Here is a 20,301-nt window from a genome sequence, read left to right as displayed (position 1 = left end):
GGGTCTTGGCAACCGGCCGCCCGGTCGGCCCCGGGGCGCTGCCACCGGCGGCCTCGGCGAGCCGGGCGGCCTGACGGTGGCGGCCGGCGCCTCTCGTCCCCGTGCGGCCGTGATCGGCTCGGGCTTCGGCGGGCTGGCGCTGGCGATCCGGCTGCAGGCCGGCGGCTACGACGTCACGGTGCTGGAGAAGCGCGACAAGCCGGGCGGGCGTGCCTACGTCTACGAAGACCAGGGCTTCACCTTCGATGCCGGCCCGACCGTGATCACCGATCCGTCGGCCCTCGAAGAGCTGTGGCAGGTGGCCGGCCGGCGCCTCGGGGAGCATGTCGAGCTGCTGCCGGTGAGCCCCTTCTACCGCCTCGAATGGGAGAGTGGGTTCACGTTCGACTACGTCAACGACCAGGACGCGTTGGAGCGCCAGATCGCGGCCAAGAACCCGGCTGATGTCGAGGGCTACCGGAACTTCCTGCGCTACGCGACCGAGGTGTTCGAGGAGGGCTATCTGCGCCTTGGCACCGTGCCGTTCCTGCGCTTCCGAGACATGGTCCGGGCCGGGCCGGCTTTGGCGCGGCTTCAGGCGTGGCGCAGCGTCTACTCGATCGTGTCGCGCTTTATCCGGGACGAGGAGCTGCGGCAGGCCTTCTCCTTCCACTCGCTGCTGGTCGGCGGGAACCCGTTCGACACCTCGGCCATCTACGCGCTGATCCACGCGCTCGAGCGGCGCTGGGGTGTCTGGTTCCCCCGCGGCGGCACCGGCGCGTTGGTGCGCGGCATGGTGCGGCTCTTGGAGGAGAGCGGCGGCACGGTCCGGCTCGGGGCGGAGGTCGACCGCATCGAGGTCGAGGGCGGGCGCGCCCGCCGGGTCGTCTGCCGCGACGGCTGGGCGGAGAGCTTCGACGCGGTGGCATCCAACGCCGACGTGGTCCACACCTACGGCCACCTCCTGCGCGACGAGCCTCGGGGGCGCCGCGAGGGCCGCCGGCTCGCCGGCAAGCGGCATTCCATGTCGCTGTTCGTGATCTATTTCGGCCTGCGCCGGCACCGCCCGGAATTGCAGCACCACACCGTGCTGTTCGGGCCGCGCTACCGGCCGCTGATCGACGAGATCTTCCGCCGCGAGACGCTGGCCGACGACTTCTCGCTCTACCTCCACTCCCCCTGCGCCACCGACCCGTCGCTCGCACCCGAGGGGGCGGGGGCCTTCTATGTGCTGGCTCCGGTGCCGCATCTCGGCACCGCACCGCTGGACTGGGAGGCCGAGGCGCCGCGCTACCGCGACCGCATCCTCAGCTACCTCGAACGGCGCTGCCTGCCCGGCCTGAAGGAGGATCTGGTCACGGTGCGGACCTTTGCGCCGACGGATTTCCGAACCGAGCTGAACGCCCATCACGGCTCGGCCTTCTCGCTCGAACCCATCCTGACCCAGTCGGCCTGGTTCCGGCCGCACAACCGTGACGACGCCATCCCGAATCTCTACGTGGTCGGGGCCGGCACGCATCCCGGCGCCGGGGTTCCGGGCGTGATCGGCTCGGCCAAGGCGACCGCCGGCCTGATGCTGGCCGATGCGGCTCTCGGCCGGTGACGACGGACCCCACCCTGATCGCCGCCGCGGCTGCCATCAGGGCCGGGTCCAAGAGCTTTGCGGCCGCATCGCGGCTGTTCGACCGGCACACGCGCGAAAGCGCGACGCTGCTCTACGCCTGGTGCCGGCATTGCGACGACGTGGTGGACGGCCAGCAGCTCGGCCATGCCGGCCCGGAAGCGCCGGTGCAGGCGCCGGCCGAGCGGCTTCTCGAACTCGAGCGCAAGACCCGGGCGGCCCTGGCCGGGGAGCCGACGGCCGAGCCGCCCTTTGCGGCGCTCGGCGAGGTGGTGCGGCGGCACGCCATTCCGGCCCGTCACGCGCTGGAGCACCTCGCCGGATTCCGGATGGACGTCGAGGGCCGCCGCTACGCCACGCTCAGTGACACGCTGGATTACGCCTACCATGTGGCGGGCGTGGTCGGGATCATGATGGCCCAGATCATGGGCGTGCGCGATCCGGCCGTGCTGGACCGGGCGTGCGATCTCGGGCTCGCCTTTCAGCTCACCAACATGGCGCGCGACATCGTCGAGGACGCGGAGGCGGGGCGGGTCTACCTGCCGGGCGCCTGGCTCGACGAGGCCGGCATTCCGCAGGCCGAGGTGGCCGATCCGCGCCACCGCGCCCGGCTGGCGCCGCTCGCCGCCCGCCTCGTGGACGCGGCCGAGCCGTTCTACCTCTCGGCCGCGACCGGCATCGCGCACCTGCCGCCCCGGTCGGCCTGGGCCATCGCCAGCGCCCGGCACATCTACCGGGCGATCGGGCTGGAAGTGAAACGCCGCGGTCCGGGCGCCTGGGACGGCCGGGTCTCGACCTCCTCGGCCCGCAAGCTCGCCTTTGTGCTCTCCGGCGGAGTCAGCGTGCTGGGCCGGTTCGGGCGCCGGAGCCCTCCGCCGCGGCCGGCCTATTCCCGGCCGGGCTGACCGGCGGGGCCTTCCGCACCGCGGGAAGGCGCCACCAGGGCACGTGCGGCTGCGCGTGGTGCTCGTGGTGGTAGCCGAAATGAAAGCAGGACAGGAGCGAGCCGAGGCGGGACAGCTCGCTCGACCGGGCCCGGTGGTGATCGGCAAAGGGCCTGTCCTCGTGCCGGTGCGGCAGGTAGGTGCCGAAATAAAAGAGCTGCACCGAGGAGAGCACGGCCGGCAGTCCCCAGAACACGGCGACGTTCAAGGGCGAGGCCCCAAGCACGGCCACGTAGACGACCAGCAGAGCTGCCAGCGTCAGGAATTCTCGCCAGCCGAAATAGGCGCGGATGAAGCCGAGATACCAGGGCCAGAACCCGCTCGCCGCGTCCGCGTGAAAGTCCGGATCCTGCGCCGTGCCCGAATGACGGTGGTGCGCGAAGTGCTTGCCGATCAGCCGGTCATAGGAAAAGCCGGCATAGAGCCGGAGCGCCAGGCGTCCGACCGCCCGGTTCAGGCCGGGCCGGTACGGCGCCAGCGAGCCGTGCATCGCATCATGGGCCACGATGAACAGCCCGACGCTGAGCCAGCATTGCAGCGGCAGGAGGATCGGCAGGAGCAGCAGCTCCTCGGCGCTCCACCGGAACAGGAACACGCCGTAGAGATGGATGACGAGCCAGGCCGAGAGGATCAGCGCCGCCAGCGCGAGCCCGATGGCCGCCTGCCGGAGGGCCGGCCAGCCCCTGCTCGGGGCGGTCACTCCGACCCCTCGCGGGCGAGGCCGCCGCGCCGGGTCCGCAGCGTCTGCCGCAGGTCCCGCACCGGTGGCGCATACAGGAACCCGAAGGACACGCAGCCTTCGCGGCCCTCGACGGCGTGATGCAGCCGGTGCGCCTGGACCAGGCGTTTCAGATAGCGGTTGCGCGGTACGTGTCGGAACGGCCAGCGCTGGTGCACCAGCCCGTCATGCACGAAGAAGTAGAGCAGCCCGTACACCGTCATGCCGACGGCCACCCAGTAGAGTGGGCCGAACTCGGTCGAGGCGAACAGGAAGAGGCCGACGGCCAACGCGCCGAACACCACGGCGTAGAGGTCGTTCTTCTCGAGCGTGCCCTCGTGCGGCTCGTGATGGGAGCGGTGCCAGCCCCAGCCCGGCCCGTGCATGATGAAGCGATGCGCCAGGTAGGCCACGCCCTCCATGGCGAGCACGGTCGCGACCACGATGGCGGCGTTGGTGAGGATCTGCATGCCCGGCATCCTTAGCGCCGGAGATGGGGAGGCGGCCACCGAATGTCACGGGCCGGCCCCGTCCGGCAGAGGGCCGGAGAGGCGTGTGGGCAGCCTGCTGACGAGAGCGTGATCGGCCTGGAGGCTCAGGCGACGCGGCGGCCCAGTTCGTCCGACCCCCCGCGCTGGCGCAGTTCCGAGATCATGCCGACGATCTGCTGCGGCTGGTAGGGCGTCCGGATGGAGGGGGCGCCCTTCACCTTCTCGGCCTCCGGAATGCGGAACGGCATCCGGGAGGTGTAGATGACGTCGGTGCGGGGGTTGAGCTGGCGGGCCGCCTTGGCGACCGCGAGCCCCGAAACCTCCCCCGTGATGTCCGCATCCACCACCAGGATGTCGATGCGGCGCTCCCCGGCCAGCACCGCCATGGCCTCCGCGCCATCCTTGGCGAGCAGCGGCTCGTAGCCGTACATGCTGAGCCCGTTGGAGGTGATCTGGCGCGTGAGCCCGTCGCTCGCCACGAGAAGCACAGACAGTGTCCTGGCCACGGCACTCCTCCGATGGTTGACGAGTTGCGAAGTCTTCCGACCGAATGACCCTGCCCGACCGCGGCTGGTAAACGACAAGTTGATTTGAGCATTCAAACGCTAACGAAGGTTTAATCGGCCAGCTCGCCCCTGGGCCGCCGTTGGACCGGTTTGGGACGCCCGGCGCAGGACCGCGCGGCGGGGAGGGCGCGCGGGAGGCGGCGCGCAGTGCCCGCGGGTCAGAGCTGGACGGTTCGGACAGAGGGGTGGCGGCGGGCCGCCCGCTCGGCCACGGCCACGATGTCGAGCGCACGCCAGGGTTTGGGGATGTAGGTCGCGCGGTCCGGGAGCTCGCCGGCGCCCACGGCCGGCCGGCCGGAGGTGACAATGAGGCTCACGGACGGCCAGAGCACCGCCACGCGGCGGGCCAGGGCCAAGCCGTCCATGGCGCCCGGGAGCTGGATGTCGGCCAGCAGCAAGGTCACCTCGCCGCGCTCCCGGCAGAGGTGATCGATGGCCTCCTCGGCCGTACGGACCTGACGAACGGTGAGATCAAACTGCTCGAGCATCACGGCGCCGAGCTGGCTTTGCCCGAGATCGTCCTCGACGATCAGGGCGGTCATGGGCCGTCGGCCTGACGGATGGGGCATCTGCCGCTCCTGTCGCGCGCGCTCGCCCCCGCCGCCGACGACCCGCGCGTCTGCCGCGTCTGGTGTTCCGACGCAGCGAGTGTTGCGGAAACCACGCTCCGCGACAAGCCTGTCCGCCCCTCCCGCCGGGTTGACGGCGTCCGCCTGAGGGCTGAGACACCCGGGACGCCCACAGGAGGGCGAACGGGGAGGGGGGCATGAGGCTACGCAACATGACCGCGATCGTGACCGGCGCCGGGCAGGGCTTCGGACGCGGCATCGCAGAGACCTTCATCCGGGAAGGCGCCCTTGTGGCGCTTCTGGACATCAACGGCGAAGCCGCCGAGCGGGCCGCCCGGGAACTGGGCCCGGCCGCCATGCCGTACCGCTGCGACGTGGCGAACGCGGCCGAGGTGGCGGCCGTTGCCGCCGAGGCCATCGCCGGGCTCGGCGGCCTCGACATCCTGGTCAACAACGCCGGCATCACGCACCGCAACCAGCCGATGCTGGACGTCGGCGAGGCCGAGTTCGACCGCGTCTTCGCCGTGAACGTGAAGTCGATCTACCTGTTTGCCCAGGCCGTGGTGCCGCATTTCCGCCAGCGCGGCCACGGCGTGATCCTGAACATCGGCTCGACGGCGGGCGTGCGCCCCCGGCCGGGCCTGACCTGGTACAACGCCTCCAAGGGCGCCGTGAACCTGCTCTCCAAATCCATGGCCGTCGAACTCGCTCCCGACCGGATCCGGGTCAACGCCATCGCGCCGGTCGCCGGCGACACTCCCCTCCTCGCCTCCTTCATGGGCGAAGACACGCCCGAGAAGCGGGCCGCCTTCCAGGCTACGATCCCGTGGGGCCGGCTATCGACCCCGCAGGACATCGCCAATGCGGCTCTCTTCTTGTGCTCCCACGAGGCCGAGATGGTGACGGGCGCTGTCCTCACCGTCGATGGCGGCCGCTGCATCTGAGGTTATCATGAGTCAACTCTTCTCCCCCATTCGGCTCGGCCAGGTCGACCTGCCGAACCGCGTCGTGATCGCGCCGATGTGCCAGTATTCGGCCATCCACGGGGACGCCACCGACTGGCATCTCGTTCATCTCGGCTCGCTCGCCATGTCGGGCGCGTCCTTGCTGGTGCTGGAGGCGACGGCCGTGGAAGCGATCGGCCGCATCACGCATGGGGACCTTGGCCTCTACAACGACGAGAACGAGGCCGCGCTCGGCCGGGTGCTGGCCTTCTGCCGCAAGCACGGCTCGGCCAAGCTCGGCATCCAGCTCGGCCATGCCGGCCGCAAGGCGTCGAGCCAGCCGCCGTGGGAAGGCGGCCGCGCCCTGGCGGCCGACGCCGACCCGTGGCCGACCGTGTCCGCCTCGGCTCTGCCGTTCGCCGACGATTGGCACACGCCGGCCGAGGCCAGCGAGGCCGACATGGACCGGATGGTGGCGGCGTTCACCGATTCCACCAAGCGGGCGGTCCGCCTCGGCTTCGACGTGATCGAGGTCCACGCCGCGCACGGCTATCTGCTGCACCAGTTCCTGTCGCCGGTCTCCAACCACCGCCAGGACAGCTATGGCGGCTCGCTCGAGAACCGGATGCGCTTCCCGCTGCGGGTGTTCGACGCCGTCAAGGCCGCTGCCTCCGAGAGCATGGCGGTCGGCGTGCGGGTGAGCGCCTCCGACTGGATCGAGGGCGGCATCACGGTCGAGGATACGGTGGCCTTCGCGTCCGAGCTGAAGCGCGGCGGCTGCCACTATGTGGACGTCTCCTCGGGAGGCATCTCGCTGAAGCAGAAGATCCAGATCGGACCCGGCTACCAGGTGCCGTTCGCGGCCGAGGTCAAGCGCCGGGTCGACATTCCGGTCTGGAGCGTCGGGCTCATCGTCACGCCGGAACAGGCCGAAGAGGTCGTCAGCTCCGGCCAGGCCGACATGGTGGCGCTGGCCCGCACCGCTCTGGACGAGCCGCATTGGGCCTGGAACGCCGCCCGCGTGCTCGGGGGCGACGTCCACCGCCCGCCGCAATACGAGCGGGCCGCGCCGAAATTCTGGCCCGGAGCGGATTACAAGCAGGTGTCCGTCGGACTGGCGCAGGCCGCCGAGTAGAGGGACGAGAGCCATGCCTGACGTCTTCATCTGCGACGCGGTTCGCACGCCGATCGGCCGTTACGGCGGAGGCTTGGCCTCCGTCCGGACGGACGACCTTGCGGCCGTGCCGATCCGGGAGCTCCTGCAGCGCCACCCGGGGATCGCCGAGGGCGTCGACGAGGTGTTCTATGGCTGTGCCAACCAGGCCGGCGAGGACAACCGCAACGTCGCCCGCATGGCGGCGCTGCTGGCCGGCCTGCCGGCCTCGACGCCGGCCTCGACCCTGAACCGCCTCTGCGCCTCCGGCCTCGACGCCGTGGGCGCGGCGGCGCGGGCGATCAAGGCCGGCGAGGCCGATCTCTGCATCGCGGGCGGCGTCGAATCGATGACCCGTGCGCCGTTCGTCATGGGCAAGGCCGAGACGCCGTTCGCGCGCTCGGCCGACATCCACGACACCACCATCGGCTGGCGCTTCATTAACCCGTTGATGAAGGCGCAGTACGGCGTCGATTCGATGCCCGACACGGCCGAGAACGTGGCCGAGGAGTTCCAGGTCGGCCGTGCCGACCAGGACGCCTTCGCGCTGCGTTCGCAGAGCCGCGCGGCCGCCGCGCAGGAAAGCGGGCGGCTCGGCCGGCAGATCGTCGCGGTGGAGATCGCCGGCCGCAAGGGGCAGGTGACCCGTGTCGAGCGGGACGAGCACCTGCGCCCCGACACCACGGCGGAGAGCCTGGCCAAGCTGAAGCCGATCCGGGCGGGCGGCTCCGTGACGGCCGGCAACGCATCCGGCGTCAATGACGGCGCCGCAGCCCTGATCCTCGCCTCCGCCGCCGCGGCGGAGCGGTACGGGCTCACGCCGCGGGCCCGCGTTCTCGGGCTCGCCTCGGCCGGCGTGCCGCCGCGGATCATGGGGATCGGGCCCGTGCCGGCAACCGAGAAGCTGCTGCAACGGCTTGGGCTCAAGGTCTCCGACCTCGACCTCATCGAGCTAAACGAGGCTTTCGCGTCCCAGGTTCTGGCCTCGCTGCGGCAGCTCGGCCTCCCGGACGACGCCGAGCACGTCAACCCCAATGGCGGCGGCATCGCGCTCGGCCACCCGCTCGGCATGTCGGGCAGCCGCATCGCCATGGACGTCGTGGCCGAACTCGCCCATCGCGGCGGCCGCTATGGCCTCGCCACGATGTGCGTCGGCGTGGGGCAGGGCGTCGCGATGGCCTTCGAGCGCGTGGGCTGAGCAGGGCCGGCGGCTCCATTCGGGGCCGCCGGAGATCGCCGTCGGGATCGGCGGATAGCTGTTCCACCTGAAGCCCGGGCCTGCTTCGCCCGGATGTAGTCATGGCAGCCGGGAACCCTGCCGCGGCTTGCCACGTGGCGCAGACTGATCCTGCGTCGGATCAGGCGGGCGGACGCGCTGGGCGTCCGCTCTGTCGAGTTCATCGTCCCCGACGCGGTCTCCGTCTACCCTGACAAGCTCGGCGGCTCGTTTCCGCCGGTCCGCGTTTTCCCCCCGCCCGCCGCATCGGGCTCTCGCTGCTCCGACGCCGGCGCCGCGAGAACTGGGTCGAAGCCCTTCCGGCCTTCGCCCCCGCCCGGGCCGGGGCCGCCTCTGTGACATGACCGATACGCCTTGGTGCGCAGCCGGCTACCAACTCGGCCACCGGCTCCTATGCGCGGTGTGCCGCGTCGAACCGGCGGCCCGCGCTGCTCCTTCACCAGCTCGCCGAGCGCTTTCTGCGCCGCCCGCCTGCAGGCCGCACGCCGGGCCGGAGGGGAAGCCGTGCGAGCCGTGGTGCCCTGAGGTTTGTGGGGCGAACAATCCGCTGTTCGACGCGCAGGTCGCTTGCATGCCCGCCGGGGAGCCACTATACGGCCGGAGCCGGTGCGGTTCTGCCGCATCCCGGGCGCGTAGCTCAGTGGTAGAGCACTGTGTTGACATCGCAGGGGTCACAGGTTCGAACCCTGTCGCGCCCACCATCTTCCGACCTTGCCGAGCCGTTCAGCCTCCCGTTTACCTTTGGTAAACGATGCCGGGCTAAAGACCGGCTCAGCCGTTCCCGGGACCCGGTCCACCCCGGAGGACGACCACACAGAAGCCCCGCCCCCAAGGCGGGGCTTCTTCGTTCAGGCCCCCGCGAGCGCTGACCTCACCGCCAGGATGATGCGATCCTGAGTCTCGCCGTCGAGATAGGGGTGCATGGGCAGCGAGATCACCTGGCGGCTCAGCGCCTCGGTGACCGGCAGACCGTTGCCGGCCGTGGGGTAGTGCCGGTAGGCCGCAAGCTGGTGCACGGGCTTGCTGTAGTAGATCGCGGTCGGGATCCCTTGCGCGCGCAGGCTGGCGGCCAGCGCATCGCGCTGCTCCGCCCTTACCTTGATCGTGTATTGCGCCCAGGCTGAGATGGATCCGGCCCGGAGCGGGGGCGGGGTCGCAACATCGGCCAGGGCCTCCGAATAGCGGGCCGCGATGCGGCCGCGCGCCTCGATCTCGTCGGGGAAGATGCGCAGCTTCTGCAGCAGGACGGCGGCCTGGATGGTGTCGAGCCGGCCGGTGATGCCGATTCGGACGTGGTCCGTGCGGTCCGGATTGAGGCCGTGAAAGCGGAGCGAGCGCAGCTCTGCGGCGAGGTCGTCGTCCTCCGTGAAGATCGCCCCGCCGTCGCCGTAGCAGCCGAGCGGCTTGGCCGGAAAGAAGCTCGTGGTGGTCGCGAGGCCGAAGGTGCCGAGCCGCTTGTCCCCGTAGGTCCCGCCAAAGCTCTGGGCGGCGTCGCACAGCATCCAAAGCCCTTCGCGCTCGCAGATGGGCGCGATGGAATCGTAATCGGCCGCTTGCCCGAAGAGGTCGACCGGGATCACCCCGACCGGGTCGAGACCGAGCTGCCGCGCCTTGGCGATGGCGGCCCCGAGATGTTCGGCGTCGAGGTCGAACGTGTGCTCGTGCACGTCCACGAAGATCGGAACGGCGCCCGCCCGGGCCACCACCTCGGCCGTTGCCGTGTAGGTGAAGCTCGGGCAGAGCACGGCCTGTCCGGGGCCCACCCCCTTCGCCATCAGAACCAGGCTCAGCGCGTCCGTGCCGTTGCTGCAGGACACGACGTGCTTGGCCCCGCAGAATGCCGCGAGCTCGGCCTCGCATTGCTCGACCTCGGGCCCGAGAATGTAGGCGCCGTGGCGGACCACGTTGAGGATCGCCTCTTCCAGGGCCGGCCCGAGCCGGCGCCGCTGCGCCGCGAGGTCGATGAAGGGCAGGGACGGAGGCGTGACGGCTTTGTTCATGGGATGGATCTCCGGGCCGCGGGGCGGCCCTGTCAGGCCTTCACGACGGTCGGGCCGGACAGGCCGGCGCGCCCGAGCGCGTTGCGGGTATCGATGACGAGCCGGGCGGAGGCGGCGAGGGCCCCGTAATCCACGCCGTCGTGATCGGTCGCGATGACGACGGCGTCGAACGCCCTGATCGCCTCGGGGCTGAGCGCGACCGAGCGCCGACCGGACAGGGCCGCGTGCTCGCGCGTCGGCGGGATCACCGGGATCAACGGGTCGTGATAGGCGGCCCGCGCGCCTCTCGCCTCGATCAGTTCGATCAGCCGCAGGGCCGGGCTCTCGCGGGTGTCGTCTACGTTGCGCTTATAGGCGAGGCCCATCACCAGGATGTCGGCATCGCGGAGTCCACGTCCGGCCTGCCGGTCGAGCGCTGTCGCCAACGTATCCACGACGTGGCGGGGCATGGCCGTGTTGATCTCGCCCGCCAGCTCGATGAACCGTGTCGACACGTCGTATTCGCGCGCCTTCCAGGTCAGATAGAAAGGGTCGATCGGGATGCAGTGGCCGCCGAGACCCGGCCCGGGCTGGAACGGCATGAAGCCGAAGGGCTTGGTCGCGGCCGCCTCGATCACCTCCCAGACGTCGATTCCCATCGCCCCGTAGATGAGCTTGAGCTCGTTCACGAGCGCGATGTTGACCGCCCGGAACACGTTCTCGGTGAGCTTCACGGCCTCCGCCGTCGCCGGGGAGGAGACGGGCACCACGCGGTCGACGAACCCGGCATAGAGCGCGGTGGCAAGCCTGAGGGCCAGAGCGCCGTCGCCGCTGACCACCTTGGGGATGGCGGCCGTGGCGTGGACGGCATTGCCCGGATCCTCGCGCTCGGGGGAGTAGCCAAGCAGGAAATCCCGCCCGGACAGCAGCCCCGCGCGCTGCAGGATCGGCCGCACCACCTCCAGCGTGGTGCCCGGATAGGTGGTCGATTCGAGCACCACGATCTGCCCGGCCCGCAGGGTCCTGGCGATCCCCTCGCAGGTTCGTTCGATGAAGGAGAGGTCGGGCTCGCGATGCGGCCCCAGCGGCGTCGGCACGCAGATCAGGACGGCGTCGGCCTCGCCGAAGCGGGCAAGATCGGCGCTCGCCTCGAAGCGCCCGGTTCCGACCATGCTGGCCACGGTCGCGTCGGCGACCTGGCGAATGTAGGAGCGGCCGCCGTTGAGGAGGGCGACCTTGGCCGAGTCGATGTCGAAGCCCAGCACGGGAAACCCGGCCTCGCAGACGGCCTGGGCGAGCGGCAGGCCGACATAGCCCAGCCCGACCACGCCCACCCGGGCGGTGCGGGTCGCGATGCGGCGTTCAAGTTCGGCGAAGGCGCCCGGGAGGTCGAAGCCCGGGCCCGCGGCCAGGGCTGCGTCCATGGGAACTCGTCCGGCAGTTGGAAGGAGCTGCCGCCTCGCCGCGGTTTAGGCAAGCCCGCAGAGCCGATCAAGCCGGCTGGTTGAGCCGGACGGGTCGAAAGGCTACCCCGCTGCCATGGGCACAGGCAGGGTTCTGGTCACGGGCGGCACCGGCTTTGTCGGACGCCGGGTCGTCGAGAGCCTGCGCGGCCGGGGCTGGCAGCTGACGCTGGCCGCCCGGCGCCCGGGCAGGCCTGACCCGGGCGAGGCCGGGCTGCGCCGTGTTGTCGTGGGCGAAATCGGCCCGGACACCGAGTGGGACGCCGCGCTGGAAGGGGTGCAGGCGGTGGTGCACCTCGCCGCGCACGTCCATGTCGCGCCGGAGCGGGCCGAGAGCGAGGCGGCACGGTTCGAGGAGGTGAACCGGCTCGGTTCGGGGCGGCTGTTCGAGGCGGCGGTCCGGTCGGGCGTGCGCTGTTTCGTCTTCATGAGCAGCATCACGGTTCTGGGAGGCGAGAGCCCGGCCGGGGCCCCCTTCGACGACGCGAGCCCGCTTCGTCCTGAAACTCCCTATGCCCGCTCAAAGGCCGCGGCGGAGCGGGACCTCCGCGGGGCCGCCATGGCGGCGGGACCGCAGGGCCCCATCCTGACCGTGTTGCGGCCGCCGCTCGTCTGCGGCCCCGGGGTCGGCGGCAATCTTGGCCGGCTGGCCCGCTGGGCGGCCTGGCCCGTGCCCCTGCCGCTGGGGGGCATCGCCAACCGCCGGACGCTGGTGTCGCTGGACAATGTCGCGGCTGCGGTGGCCCGGGCGGTGGAAGCGCCTGTCGCCGGCACCTTCGTGCTGGGGGACCGCACGCCCCTCTCGACCAGCGCCATCGTGCGCCACCTGCGGGAGGGCGCCGGCCGCAGCCCGGCGCTCGTGCCGGTGCCGGTCGGCCTCGTTCGCCGGCTCGCAACGTTGCTCGGACGCCAGGGGGCGGCAAGGCGCCTGTTCGGCGATCTGGAGGTCGATTCGGCAGGGTTCCGGCACGCCTTCGGCGACACCGACGTGGTCGACACCCCGGCGGCTCTGCGGGCGACGGGGGCCGCCGCCGCGGCTCGCTAGAGCCGGATGGCTGCGACCCGCTCCGTCAGCGGGATCACCACCGAGCAGCGGAACCCGTCCGGGCGGAATTCCAGGCGCGTTTCGGCCTTGAGCTCGTAGGTCAGGGTGCGTTCCAGAAGGTCGGTGCCGAAGCCACGCCGCCGGGGCGCGGCGGGATCCAGCGAAACGCCGCTCTCCACCCACGCGAATTGCAGCACCGGCCCGCTGCTCTGGCCGGCAATGGCCCAGCTGATGTCGATATGCCCGTCGGGGCTCGTCAGCGCTCCGTACTTGATCGCGTTGGTGGCGAGTTCGTGGATGGCGAGGCCCAGCGTCTCAGCCGCCTTCGGCTGCAGCCGCATGTTGGGGCCGCCCAGCGTGAGCTGCTTGCCCTCGTGCGCGCCGCAGCCGAGCAACTCGTCCGCGACCAGCATCGCCAGGTCGAGCCCAGCGCTCGGATCCCGTGTCACGCCCGACTGCACCCGCGCGAAGGAGTTCAGGCGGCCGTCGAGATGCATGGCGTAGTCTTCGACGGTCTCGCTCGTCTGAGAGGTCCGCCGGGCGATGGAGCGGACCACTGCGAGCGTGTTCCGGACGCGATGCTGCAATTCGCCGAGCAGCACGCGACGGCGTTCCTCGGCTGCGCGAGCCTCCGTCCGGTCGGTCAGGATCTTCAGGTAGCCAACCTGGTCACCGTCCTGGAGGGGCGTGGTGACGCCCGAGCCCCAGAAGCGGACGCCGTCCTTGCGCAGGTGCCAGCGCTCGTCCAGCGCCCGGCCTTTTTCGTCGGCGGTCGCGACCTCCCGTTCGGGCACACCCGCGGCGCGGTCCTCGGGGACGAAGATGACATCCGCGCTCTGGCCTGAGATCTCGCTCGGCTCCCAGCCGATCATGTTGGTGGCGCCCGGGTTCCAGCCCGTGATGCGCCGGTCGCGGTCCATGGTGATGATGGCGTATTCCGCCGCGCTCTCGAAGATCGCGCGCAGGCGCGCCTCGCTGCGCCTCAGCGCCTCTTCGGCCCGGGTCAGCGACGTCACGTTGGTGAACGTGATCACTACGCCGGCGATGAAGTTGTCGACGCTCCGATAGGGCAGCACCCGGACAATGAACCACGCCTCTGTGGCCTCCTCCTTCACCGTGCGCTCGATCGTGGAGAGGGTACGAAGAACCTTGGCGACGTCCTGAAAGAGCTGGTCGACCGGGATGCGAGACCTGATATCCGAGAGCGGGCGCCCGATATCGCTCTCGATCAGGTGGAAGATCTCCTTCACGGACGGCGTGAAGTTCGTGACCCTGAGATCGTTGTCGAGGAAGAGCGTGGCAATGTGAGTGCTCTCGAGGAAGTTCTTGAGGTCGCTCGTTTTTGTCGTCAGCTCCTGGACGCGGTGAGCCAGCTCGCTGTTGACCGTGTTGAGCTCCTCGTTGATGGATTGAAGCTCTTCCTTCGAGGTTTCGAGTTCCTCGTTTGCCGACTGGAGTTCTTCGTTGACTGACTGGTACTCCTCGTTGGACGAGGTCAGCTCTTCGTTTGTGCTCTCCAGCTCCTCCACCGTGGCCTCGAGGCGCTCGCTCTTGGCCGCGAGATCCGCCTCGAGCCGCTCGATGCGCTCGTTCTGGGATGGCGCGCCCCCGGTCAGCGGAACGAAGCCGGACGGTGGCCGGACCACCGCGTCCTGGAAAACCACCACGAAGTGCCGGGCGGCTTCGGGCCGCTCGCGGATGGGAGCCACGAAGAGCTGGACCAGCGCGTCCCGGCCCTCGATCTTGAAGTGGACCCCCTCCACCTCGACAGCGCCGTCCTGCTCGGCGCAGCGCCGCACGGCGGCCCGGAGATCGGCCCGCAGGTCGCGATGCAGCAGCTTCACCAGATCGAGGCTAGCCGCGCCGCTCACCGGCCCCAGGAAAGGTCCCACGGGCCCGGAGAAATGCACCACTTCGAACTGCGCGTTGATGATCACGTAGGCTGGGGCGAAGCGCTCGACGATCCGCTCCGCCCGGCGTTCAAGCGAGCCTGTGAGGCGCGGCGCCCGGGCCAGCTGCGGGATGTTGGCGGGCCGGTAGCCGATGGCCGAGATTGGCAGTTCGGGGATGCTCGGTCCCGAGACCTCCAGCCGGCGGAAGATGCGCGACCGGCGGTCGATGGGCTCGAACAGCTTGCCGTGGCGGGTGACGTTCTCGGAATTGCCGAGGAACAGAATTCCACCCGGCCGCAGAGCGAAGTGGAACAGCGGGATCACCCGGCTCTGCAGGTTGCTGTCGAGATAAATCAGCAGGTTGCGGCAGGACACGATGTCCAGCCGTGAGAACGGCGCGTCCTTGGTCACGTTGTGCGACGAGAAGATGCACATCTCGCGCAGCTCTTTCACGACGCAGTAGGTCTCGCCCTCCCTGACGAACCAGCGGCCAAGCCGTTCGGGCGAGAGATCGGCCGCAATCGACTTGGCATACCGGCCCGCCCGTGCGGCCGCGAGGGCCCGGACGTCGATGTCGGTCGCGAAGATCTGGATCCTGGGCGCCTCTTCACGGTGAGCGAGCTGCTCGCGCAGCAGGATCGCCAGCGAATACGCCTCCTCGCCGGTTGCGCATCCAAGAACCCAGACCCGGAGCTGGTCGGCGGCCCCTTTCCCCTCGAACAGGGCTGGTATGATGCGATGCTCGAGGAGCTCGAATTCCTGCTTGTCGCGGAAGAACTGCGTGACCCCGATCAGGAGGTCGTTGAACAGGTTTTGGACTTCGTCGCCGTCGGCCCGGAGCCGTTCGACATAGGCCTCGATCGTCGCCGCCTCGAGAACATGCATGCGGCGTGTGACCCGCCGCATGAAGGTGCCCGACTTGTAGCCGTGGAAGTCGTGCCCGGTCTTGTTGCGCAGGATGGTGGCGATGCGGCCCAGCCACGCATGCACCTCCTCGGCCTCCTGGCGCGACCGCTGCGTCAACTGCATGGTCGTGAGTTGCCGAATATGGGCCGAGATCCGCTCCGGAATGTGTTCGGCGGGCAGGACGAAATCGGCCAGGGAGGCCGGCAGGTGCCCTGTCGTGATCTCGTCCGCGCGCTCGCCCGGGCCCAGTTCGGCGATGACGAGCCCGCCATGCTCCTTGACCGTCGCGACGCCGAGCGTGCCGTCTCCGCCCGTGCCCTCCAGAACGACCGCGACGGCGCGGACATCCAGGTCGTCCCCCAGAGAGACCAGGAAGCTGTCGATTGTGCCCCGGTGGCCGGGATCCTCTTCGGCCGGGCGGATCTGGAACAGCCCATCCTTGAGGGTGAGGATGACGTCGGGAGCGCAGAGGTAGATCGTCCCGGACGCCGGAGCCCCGCCATCCTGTGCGGGGGCGAGCCGCAATCCACCATGCGCAGCCACGGCCCGGCTGAAGCGCTCCTCGTTGAAGGATTCCCGGTGTCCCGCCACCACGATCGTGGCCCATTCCGGGCAGGCCGGCATCGCCCAGATGAGACGCTCGACCGAGCCGATGGAGGTTTCGGCCACGCCCACGCCGACCACAACAGGGCGCGCGTCGAGCAGGGTGTCTTCGCGCTGTTGGCCTTCCCCGTCCCGCGACTCCCCGGTCGCCTCCAATGTTCCGCTCATCGGGCCAGTAACCAGATCCGGTGCCGCATCGCCATCACCACCGTCGTCGCAGCGGGCCTCACCTGATGCCGAGATCTGGGAATGGGCCGCATGGTCCTCTGGTTCCCGCGCACCCGGCATCGCGTCGGCCCCGGGCTGCCGCCGATCCCCCGAGGCGCGTCTCCCATCATCTCCGAAAGGCTACCCGCAGCCGACGCGCAACACGATCTCGGCCGCGATCCGCTCCGGGCTGCCGATCACGTCGATCGGGCCGTCGTAGGCGATCGCGTTCTCGGGCATGCCCTGAAACCCGGCGTCCCCGGGCGTGAGAACCATTGTCGTGCCGCCGGCTTCGTGGATCGCGGCCAGGCCGCGGGACCCGTCGTCGAGTGAGCCGGACAGGACCACGCCAATGAAGCGGGCCCCCGCGTGCCGCGCCACCGACGTGAACAGCAGGTCGACCGAGCGGTTGCGGTGGGCGTTGCCGAAATCCGGCACCAGGTCGCCCAGCAACGGAGCGGCGAGCGCAAGGTGAGCGTCGGGCTCGCCGATATAGCAGCGCCCCAGTTCCAGACGGAGATCCTGGCTGGCGATCAGCACGGGCAGGCTGCTGCCCCGGGACAGCACATCTCGCAGGCGGCTGGCCTCGCCGGCCGGGCGGTGCAGCACGACCATCACGACGGCCAGCAAGCCCGCCGGCAGCAGCCGTAGAACGCGTCCGATGTCGTCCAGACCCTGCGAGCCGGAGGCGCCGATGGCGACGATCGATTCCCGGAACTCCTGAACGGGCCCCTGCGGCGTCTGCCTCATCCGTGCACACTCGGCGCAATCGGACGCGCCGACAAGGACCAAGATCGGCGCGGATCCTATGCGTCAGCTTCAGCCGGCGGCCGCTTCTCGAAGGACTCGATCACGACACGTCGGATCGTCTCAGCATAGCGGGAATACTCCTCCGCCCGGCCGTCATACATGTCGGCCACGGCCCGGCGGCCGCTCTGCCGGCCGTCCTCGGCCATGCGGCGCACGAGTTCGGCCCGTTCCTCGATGATCCGGAGGGCGACCCGGAGCGCCTCGTCCACGCGGTCTTCCTGCTCCGTGGCGAGCGCGTCGGCCACATAGGCATGTCCGACCTGGCAGCGGAACCGAAGCGGCTTTCCCCCCCGGACTGCCGAAAGGACGCCGCCGCAGCCCGGGCAGCTGAGTGGGGCAACGTCGGCGAACTCGCGGAGGCGCTCCGAATCGATACGCTCGCCGGCCGCGATGTCCAGCTCCAGGCGGATCTCGGGCGGGACCGGCAGAATGGGTCCGGCCGGACCCAGCGCCAAGCTCAACAGCGCGCTTCCCAATTCAGCCGCCGGCAGCCGGAGGTCGACGGCGGTCGCCTGCATGGCCCGGCGCGGCATTTCAGCGGCCGTCGCGTCCTCTGGCTCCTGCACCACGGCGAGGCCGCCACAGCGCTTGATGGCGTTCAGGCCGGCTGCGCCGTCGCCCAGGAGCCCGCTCAGAACAACCCCGATGGTGCGCGGGCCGTAGAACAGCGCGGCCGAGCGGAACAGGGGATCGATGGCCGGGCGGGTCATGTTCTCGCGCGGCCCCCGGCCGAGCTTGATGTGGTCGCCATTGATCAGCAGGTGCCGGTCCGGCCCAGCGATGTAGACGTGCCCGCGCTCCACCCTCATGCCGTCCTCGGCCTGGAGGACAGGCAGGTGGGCGATGCTCCGGGCCACCGCGGTCAGGATGCCTGTGCTCCGGGCCGGGACGTGCAGGACGACGAGCACGGCTGCGGGAAGATCCGACGGGAACGCGCTGAGAATGGACCTCAGCGGGGACGTGGCGCCCGCCGATCCGCCGATGACGATAAGATCCCGGTTGGCCATGGTTCACGCGCTCGACCCGGTGGGCAAGCGGCCAGCAGCCGAACGGTTCCGGCGGTGCCGCCGCTCTGGCGCCTCGTCAGAAGTCGGTCGCATCCAGTTCGCGGCCTTCCTGCCCGAGATGGAGGTAGTTCGGGTTGAACATGGCGAGTTCCCGCAGCCTGTCCATGTCGTGGATGGTCAGGCTCTTGCCCTGCAGCGTGATCAGGCCCCGGCCACGCAATTCCATGAGCGTCCGGTTCACGTGGACGTCCGACACCCCGACCGTGTCCGCGATCTCGGTCTGCGTGAGGGGCACCTCGCAGCGGCCCTCGGTCGTCAGCCCCACGGCCCGCAGCCGGCAATGCAGCTCGCAGAAGAGGTGGGCCAGCCGCTCAAGCGCGTCCCGCCGGCCGAGATTCACGGTCCATTCGAGCGAGATCGCCTCGTCGACCAGGGAATTCCAGGCGAGCGCGCGTTCCAGCCGAGCAGAATGGCCAAGGATCTCTTGCACGTCCGCGTCGGTCAACTGGGCCACTTTGGAGGGCATCAGCGCACCCATCGCGTGGTCCCGCTTGCGAAGCACCGTCATGCGGAGGTCGCAGATGTCGCCCGGGATCATGAAGGCAACGATCTGGCGCCGCCCGTCCTCCAGGATCTTGTAGCGCGTGGCAAACCCGCTCAGGATCAGGTTCGCGGAGCGCGGCCGGTCACCTTCGTGCACGATGTCGTGCCTTTGGCCGTAGGACTTGACGTCCCGGGTTACGACTTCGTGGAGAAGCCGTTTGTCGCTGGCTGACAGTCGGACGTAGTTCTCGAGCTTTCGGATCAGATATTCGGACATGTACGACGTCGGCGGGCTTCCTATCTGGCCTGCGCGACGCATGCAGCACGGCCCACGAGCGCTCTAGATAGCAGCCGCTCGCGCTGGACCGCAATCAGGACCCTGTGCTGGCCCGGGGACGCCGCCCCGCAGGGCAGTACGGAACAGGACGGTCAGTGCGCCGTTCCGTACGGCAGCAGAGCTTGCGAAACGCCTTGTCTGTGGGGTTTATGGCGGAATGGTGCCGTTGCTAGCAGGCTATCGAATTCTGGTTGTCGAAGACGAATACTTCGTCGCTGCAGACATCGAGGATGCTCTGACCCGTGCCGGGGCCGATGTGATCGGCCCGGTGTCCCACATGGACGAAGCGCTTCTCCACGTGGATCGCGACGAGTTCGACTTGGCCGTGCTGGACATCAATCTGGGCCACGATCTCGCGTACCCGGTCGCCGATGCCCTGCTTGAGCGAGGCGTGCCGTTCGTGTTTGCCACCGCCTACCAGCCGTCCGAGATCCCCGTCCGGTATCGCCGGCACCGGCTGGTGCCGAAACCCTACGACACGAGCACTCTGCTGGCCGGCCTCGCCGACGCGGCGAACTCGCTCGGGCCGCGCCAGAGCGGGTGAGCCTGGCGTCCTCCCGCCGCGTCGGAGGGCTGCATGGGATCCCCGCGCCGCGCCCGTTGCGGCGGCCGGGGTGCCGCCCGGTGGTTGCACCTCCGGGTTCAGACCCGCACAGATCGCCCAAGGCGCGCGACCGGGTCACGATGGGCCGCGGGAACTCTGTCCTCCCACGGACATTTCCTTTGCGACCTCAAGTTGGGGCCGCCTGAACGCGCACCGGTGACCAAGATGATGGAGAGTAAGCTGCCCGAGCGGCTCAGGGGCCGGCGGGTGTTGGTCGTTGAAGACGAGTACTTCATCGCCGACGACGTCGCGGCCGAGCTTGCCGCGCTTGGCGCGGATGTGGTCGGCCCCGTGCCCGACCTCGCCCGGGCGATGGCGTTTGTGGCGTCCAGCGAACCGATCGATCTTGCCGTGCTCGACATCAACCTTCAGGGCGAAGCGGTCTATCCGGTTGCGGATGCCCTAATGAATCGGCAGGTTCCGTTCGTCTTCGCGACCGGATACGGCCCCTCCTTGATCCCGGACCGGTATGGCGACGTGCAGCGATGGGAGAAGCCCTACGACCATCGCGACCTGGCCCGCATGCTGCCGAGCCTGTTCACCTCCTAGCCACGTCGCGGGCTTCAGTGCGCCAGCAGGGCTGTGGCCTCCCCGGATTCGGTGAGCCTGGATTGCGGCCTGCCTTCCGCCCACACACCAGGGATGCGCTTCTCGGCGTTTCGGCCTAGTTGGAAGGTCGGAGC

At 69.9% G+C, this 20,301-nt stretch carries 18 protein-coding genes and 1 tRNA gene; 9 read left to right on the top strand and 10 right to left on the bottom strand.

Going from position 1 to position 20,301, the window contains the following annotated elements; translation table 11 throughout:
• The first annotated feature begins 76 nt into the window (after positions 1-76).
• Positions 77-1,582, top strand: coding sequence for a phytoene desaturase (locus JWR86_RS08135; RefSeq protein WP_366914570.1), 1,506 nt, complete (start codon positions 77-79; stop codon positions 1,580-1,582).
• Positions 1,579-2,505 carry a phytoene/squalene synthase family protein gene (locus tag JWR86_RS08130; protein ID WP_299563379.1) on the top strand — a complete coding sequence of 309 codons (927 nt, stop codon included), beginning with the start codon at positions 1,579-1,581 and terminating at the stop codon, positions 2,503-2,505. The genes JWR86_RS08135 and JWR86_RS08130 overlap by 4 nt, the downstream gene beginning before the upstream one ends.
• Here JWR86_RS08130 and JWR86_RS08125 read toward each other — a convergent pair.
• The 4 genes from JWR86_RS08125 to JWR86_RS08110 all read right to left on the bottom strand — a co-directional run bounded on the left by JWR86_RS08125 (position 2,438) and on the right by JWR86_RS08110 (position 4,888).
• A complete protein-coding gene (locus JWR86_RS08125) occupies positions 2,438-3,244 on the bottom strand; it encodes a fatty acid desaturase (protein ID WP_299563376.1) in 807 nt (268 codons plus the stop codon). The two genes, JWR86_RS08130 and JWR86_RS08125, sit on opposite strands and share 68 nt — an antisense overlap.
• Entirely contained in the window at positions 3,241-3,732 is a 492-nt protein-coding gene (locus tag JWR86_RS08120) for a sterol desaturase family protein (protein WP_299563373.1), read from the bottom strand. The genes JWR86_RS08125 and JWR86_RS08120 overlap by 4 nt, the downstream gene beginning before the upstream one ends.
• A 125-nt stretch (positions 3,733-3,857) precedes the next feature.
• The gene (locus JWR86_RS08115; protein ID WP_299563370.1) at positions 3,858-4,259 is read right to left on the bottom strand and encodes a response regulator; all 402 of its coding nucleotides are present in this window, start codon (positions 4,257-4,259) and stop codon (positions 3,858-3,860) included.
• Positions 4,260-4,477: 218 nt separating this feature from the next.
• Entirely contained in the window at positions 4,478-4,888 is a 411-nt protein-coding gene (locus tag JWR86_RS08110) for a response regulator (RefSeq protein WP_299563367.1), read from the bottom strand.
• A 197-nt stretch (positions 4,889-5,085) separates the two neighbouring features.
• Here JWR86_RS08110 and JWR86_RS08105 point away from each other — a divergent pair, with 197 nt between their 5' ends.
• The 4 genes from JWR86_RS08105 (at position 5,086) to JWR86_RS08090 (ending at position 8,923) form a co-directional block, all read left to right on the top strand.
• The gene (locus tag JWR86_RS08105) at positions 5,086-5,832 is read left to right on the top strand and encodes a glucose 1-dehydrogenase (RefSeq protein ID WP_299563364.1); all 747 of its coding nucleotides are present in this window, start codon (positions 5,086-5,088) and stop codon (positions 5,830-5,832) included.
• A 7-nt stretch (positions 5,833-5,839) separates the two neighbouring features.
• Positions 5,840-6,967, top strand: a complete 1,128-nt coding sequence (locus tag JWR86_RS08100; RefSeq protein WP_299563361.1) for an NADH:flavin oxidoreductase/NADH oxidase — start codon at positions 5,840-5,842, stop codon at positions 6,965-6,967.
• Positions 6,968-6,980: 13 nt separating this feature from the next.
• Entirely contained in the window at positions 6,981-8,183 is a 1,203-nt protein-coding gene (gene pcaF / locus JWR86_RS08095) for a 3-oxoadipyl-CoA thiolase (protein WP_299563358.1), read from the top strand.
• Positions 8,184-8,848: 665 nt separating this feature from the next.
• Positions 8,849-8,923, top strand: a tRNA-Val gene (locus tag JWR86_RS08090).
• A 147-nt stretch (positions 8,924-9,070) separates the two neighbouring features.
• On the opposite strand, the gene JWR86_RS08085 is transcribed toward JWR86_RS08090, so the two are convergent.
• Positions 9,071-10,222 carry a DegT/DnrJ/EryC1/StrS aminotransferase family protein gene (locus JWR86_RS08085; protein WP_299563355.1) on the bottom strand — a complete coding sequence of 384 codons (1,152 nt, stop codon included), beginning with the start codon at positions 10,220-10,222 and terminating at the stop codon, positions 9,071-9,073.
• A 32-nt stretch (positions 10,223-10,254) separates the two neighbouring features.
• Complete coding sequence (locus JWR86_RS08080) at positions 10,255-11,625, bottom strand: nucleotide sugar dehydrogenase (RefSeq protein ID WP_299563352.1); 1,371 nt, start codon at positions 11,623-11,625, stop codon at positions 10,255-10,257.
• Between the two features lie 115 nt (positions 11,626-11,740).
• Here JWR86_RS08080 and JWR86_RS08075 point away from each other — a divergent pair, with 115 nt between their 5' ends.
• Entirely contained in the window at positions 11,741-12,709 is a 969-nt protein-coding gene (locus JWR86_RS08075) for an NAD-dependent epimerase/dehydratase family protein (protein WP_299563349.1), read from the top strand.
• Here the strand turns inward: JWR86_RS08075 and JWR86_RS08070 are convergent.
• The 4 genes from JWR86_RS08070 to JWR86_RS08055 form a co-directional block, all read right to left on the bottom strand.
• On the bottom strand, positions 12,706-16,278 hold the full coding sequence (locus JWR86_RS08070) for a CheR family methyltransferase (RefSeq protein WP_299563346.1): 3,573 nt from the start codon (positions 16,276-16,278) through the stop codon (positions 12,706-12,708). The genes JWR86_RS08075 and JWR86_RS08070 overlap by 4 nt on opposite strands.
• 180 nt (positions 16,279-16,458) lie before the next feature.
• A complete protein-coding gene (locus JWR86_RS08065) occupies positions 16,459-17,067 on the bottom strand; it encodes a chemotaxis protein CheB (RefSeq protein ID WP_299563344.1) in 609 nt (202 codons plus the stop codon).
• Between the two features lie 56 nt (positions 17,068-17,123).
• On the bottom strand, positions 17,124-18,134 hold the full coding sequence (locus tag JWR86_RS08060; RefSeq protein WP_299563342.1) for a chemotaxis protein CheB: 1,011 nt from the start codon (positions 18,132-18,134) through the stop codon (positions 17,124-17,126).
• A gap of 76 nt (positions 18,135-18,210) precedes the next feature.
• Positions 18,211-18,954 carry a Crp/Fnr family transcriptional regulator gene (locus tag JWR86_RS08055; protein WP_299563339.1) on the bottom strand — a complete coding sequence of 248 codons (744 nt, stop codon included), beginning with the start codon at positions 18,952-18,954 and terminating at the stop codon, positions 18,211-18,213.
• Positions 18,955-19,180: 226 nt separating this feature from the next.
• On the opposite strand from JWR86_RS08055, the gene JWR86_RS08050 reads away from it, so the two are divergent.
• A complete protein-coding gene (locus JWR86_RS08050; RefSeq protein ID WP_299563336.1) occupies positions 19,181-19,558 on the top strand; it encodes a response regulator in 378 nt (125 codons plus the stop codon).
• A gap of 225 nt (positions 19,559-19,783) precedes the next feature.
• A complete protein-coding gene (locus JWR86_RS08045) occupies positions 19,784-20,167 on the top strand; it encodes a response regulator (protein WP_299563388.1) in 384 nt (127 codons plus the stop codon).
• Positions 20,168-20,301: the final 134 nt, after the last annotated feature.

This window comes from Enterovirga sp. (assembly GCF_028290205.1).
In the GTDB taxonomy this organism is placed as follows: domain Bacteria; phylum Pseudomonadota; class Alphaproteobacteria; order Rhizobiales; family Beijerinckiaceae; genus Enterovirga.
Note: the sequence above shows the minus strand (reverse complement) of the source record. Positions and strands in the feature narration are given on the sequence as shown.

Bases quoted from the DNA above. Each gene is read 5' to 3' on its own strand.
- JWR86_RS08045 (WP_299563388.1), top strand. From the start codon at position 19,784: ATGATGGAGAGTAAGCTGCCCGAGCGGCTCAGGGGCCGGCGGGTGTTG.
- JWR86_RS08075 (WP_299563349.1), top strand. From the start codon at position 11,741: ATGGGCACAGGCAGGGTTCTGGTCACGGGCGGCACCGGCTTTGTCGGA.
- JWR86_RS08055 (WP_299563339.1), bottom strand. From the start codon at position 18,954: ATGTCCGAATATCTGATCCGAAAGCTCGAGAACTACGTCCGACTGTCA.
- pcaF (WP_299563358.1), top strand. From the start codon at position 6,981: ATGCCTGACGTCTTCATCTGCGACGCGGTTCGCACGCCGATCGGCCGT.
- JWR86_RS08110 (WP_299563367.1), bottom strand. From the start codon at position 4,888: ATGCCCCATCCGTCAGGCCGACGGCCCATGACCGCCCTGATCGTCGAG.
- JWR86_RS08080 (WP_299563352.1), bottom strand. From the start codon at position 11,625: ATGGACGCAGCCCTGGCCGCGGGCCCGGGCTTCGACCTCCCGGGCGCC.
- JWR86_RS08120 (WP_299563373.1), bottom strand. From the start codon at position 3,732: ATGCAGATCCTCACCAACGCCGCCATCGTGGTCGCGACCGTGCTCGCC.
- JWR86_RS08100 (WP_299563361.1), top strand. From the start codon at position 5,840: ATGAGTCAACTCTTCTCCCCCATTCGGCTCGGCCAGGTCGACCTGCCG.
- JWR86_RS08070 (WP_299563346.1), bottom strand. From the start codon at position 16,278: ATGAGCGGAACATTGGAGGCGACCGGGGAGTCGCGGGACGGGGAAGGC.
- JWR86_RS08085 (WP_299563355.1), bottom strand. From the start codon at position 10,222: ATGAACAAAGCCGTCACGCCTCCGTCCCTGCCCTTCATCGACCTCGCG.
- JWR86_RS08065 (WP_299563344.1), bottom strand. From the start codon at position 17,067: ATGAGGCAGACGCCGCAGGGGCCCGTTCAGGAGTTCCGGGAATCGATC.
- JWR86_RS08105 (WP_299563364.1), top strand. From the start codon at position 5,086: ATGAGGCTACGCAACATGACCGCGATCGTGACCGGCGCCGGGCAGGGC.
- JWR86_RS08060 (WP_299563342.1), bottom strand. From the start codon at position 18,134: ATGGCCAACCGGGATCTTATCGTCATCGGCGGATCGGCGGGCGCCACG.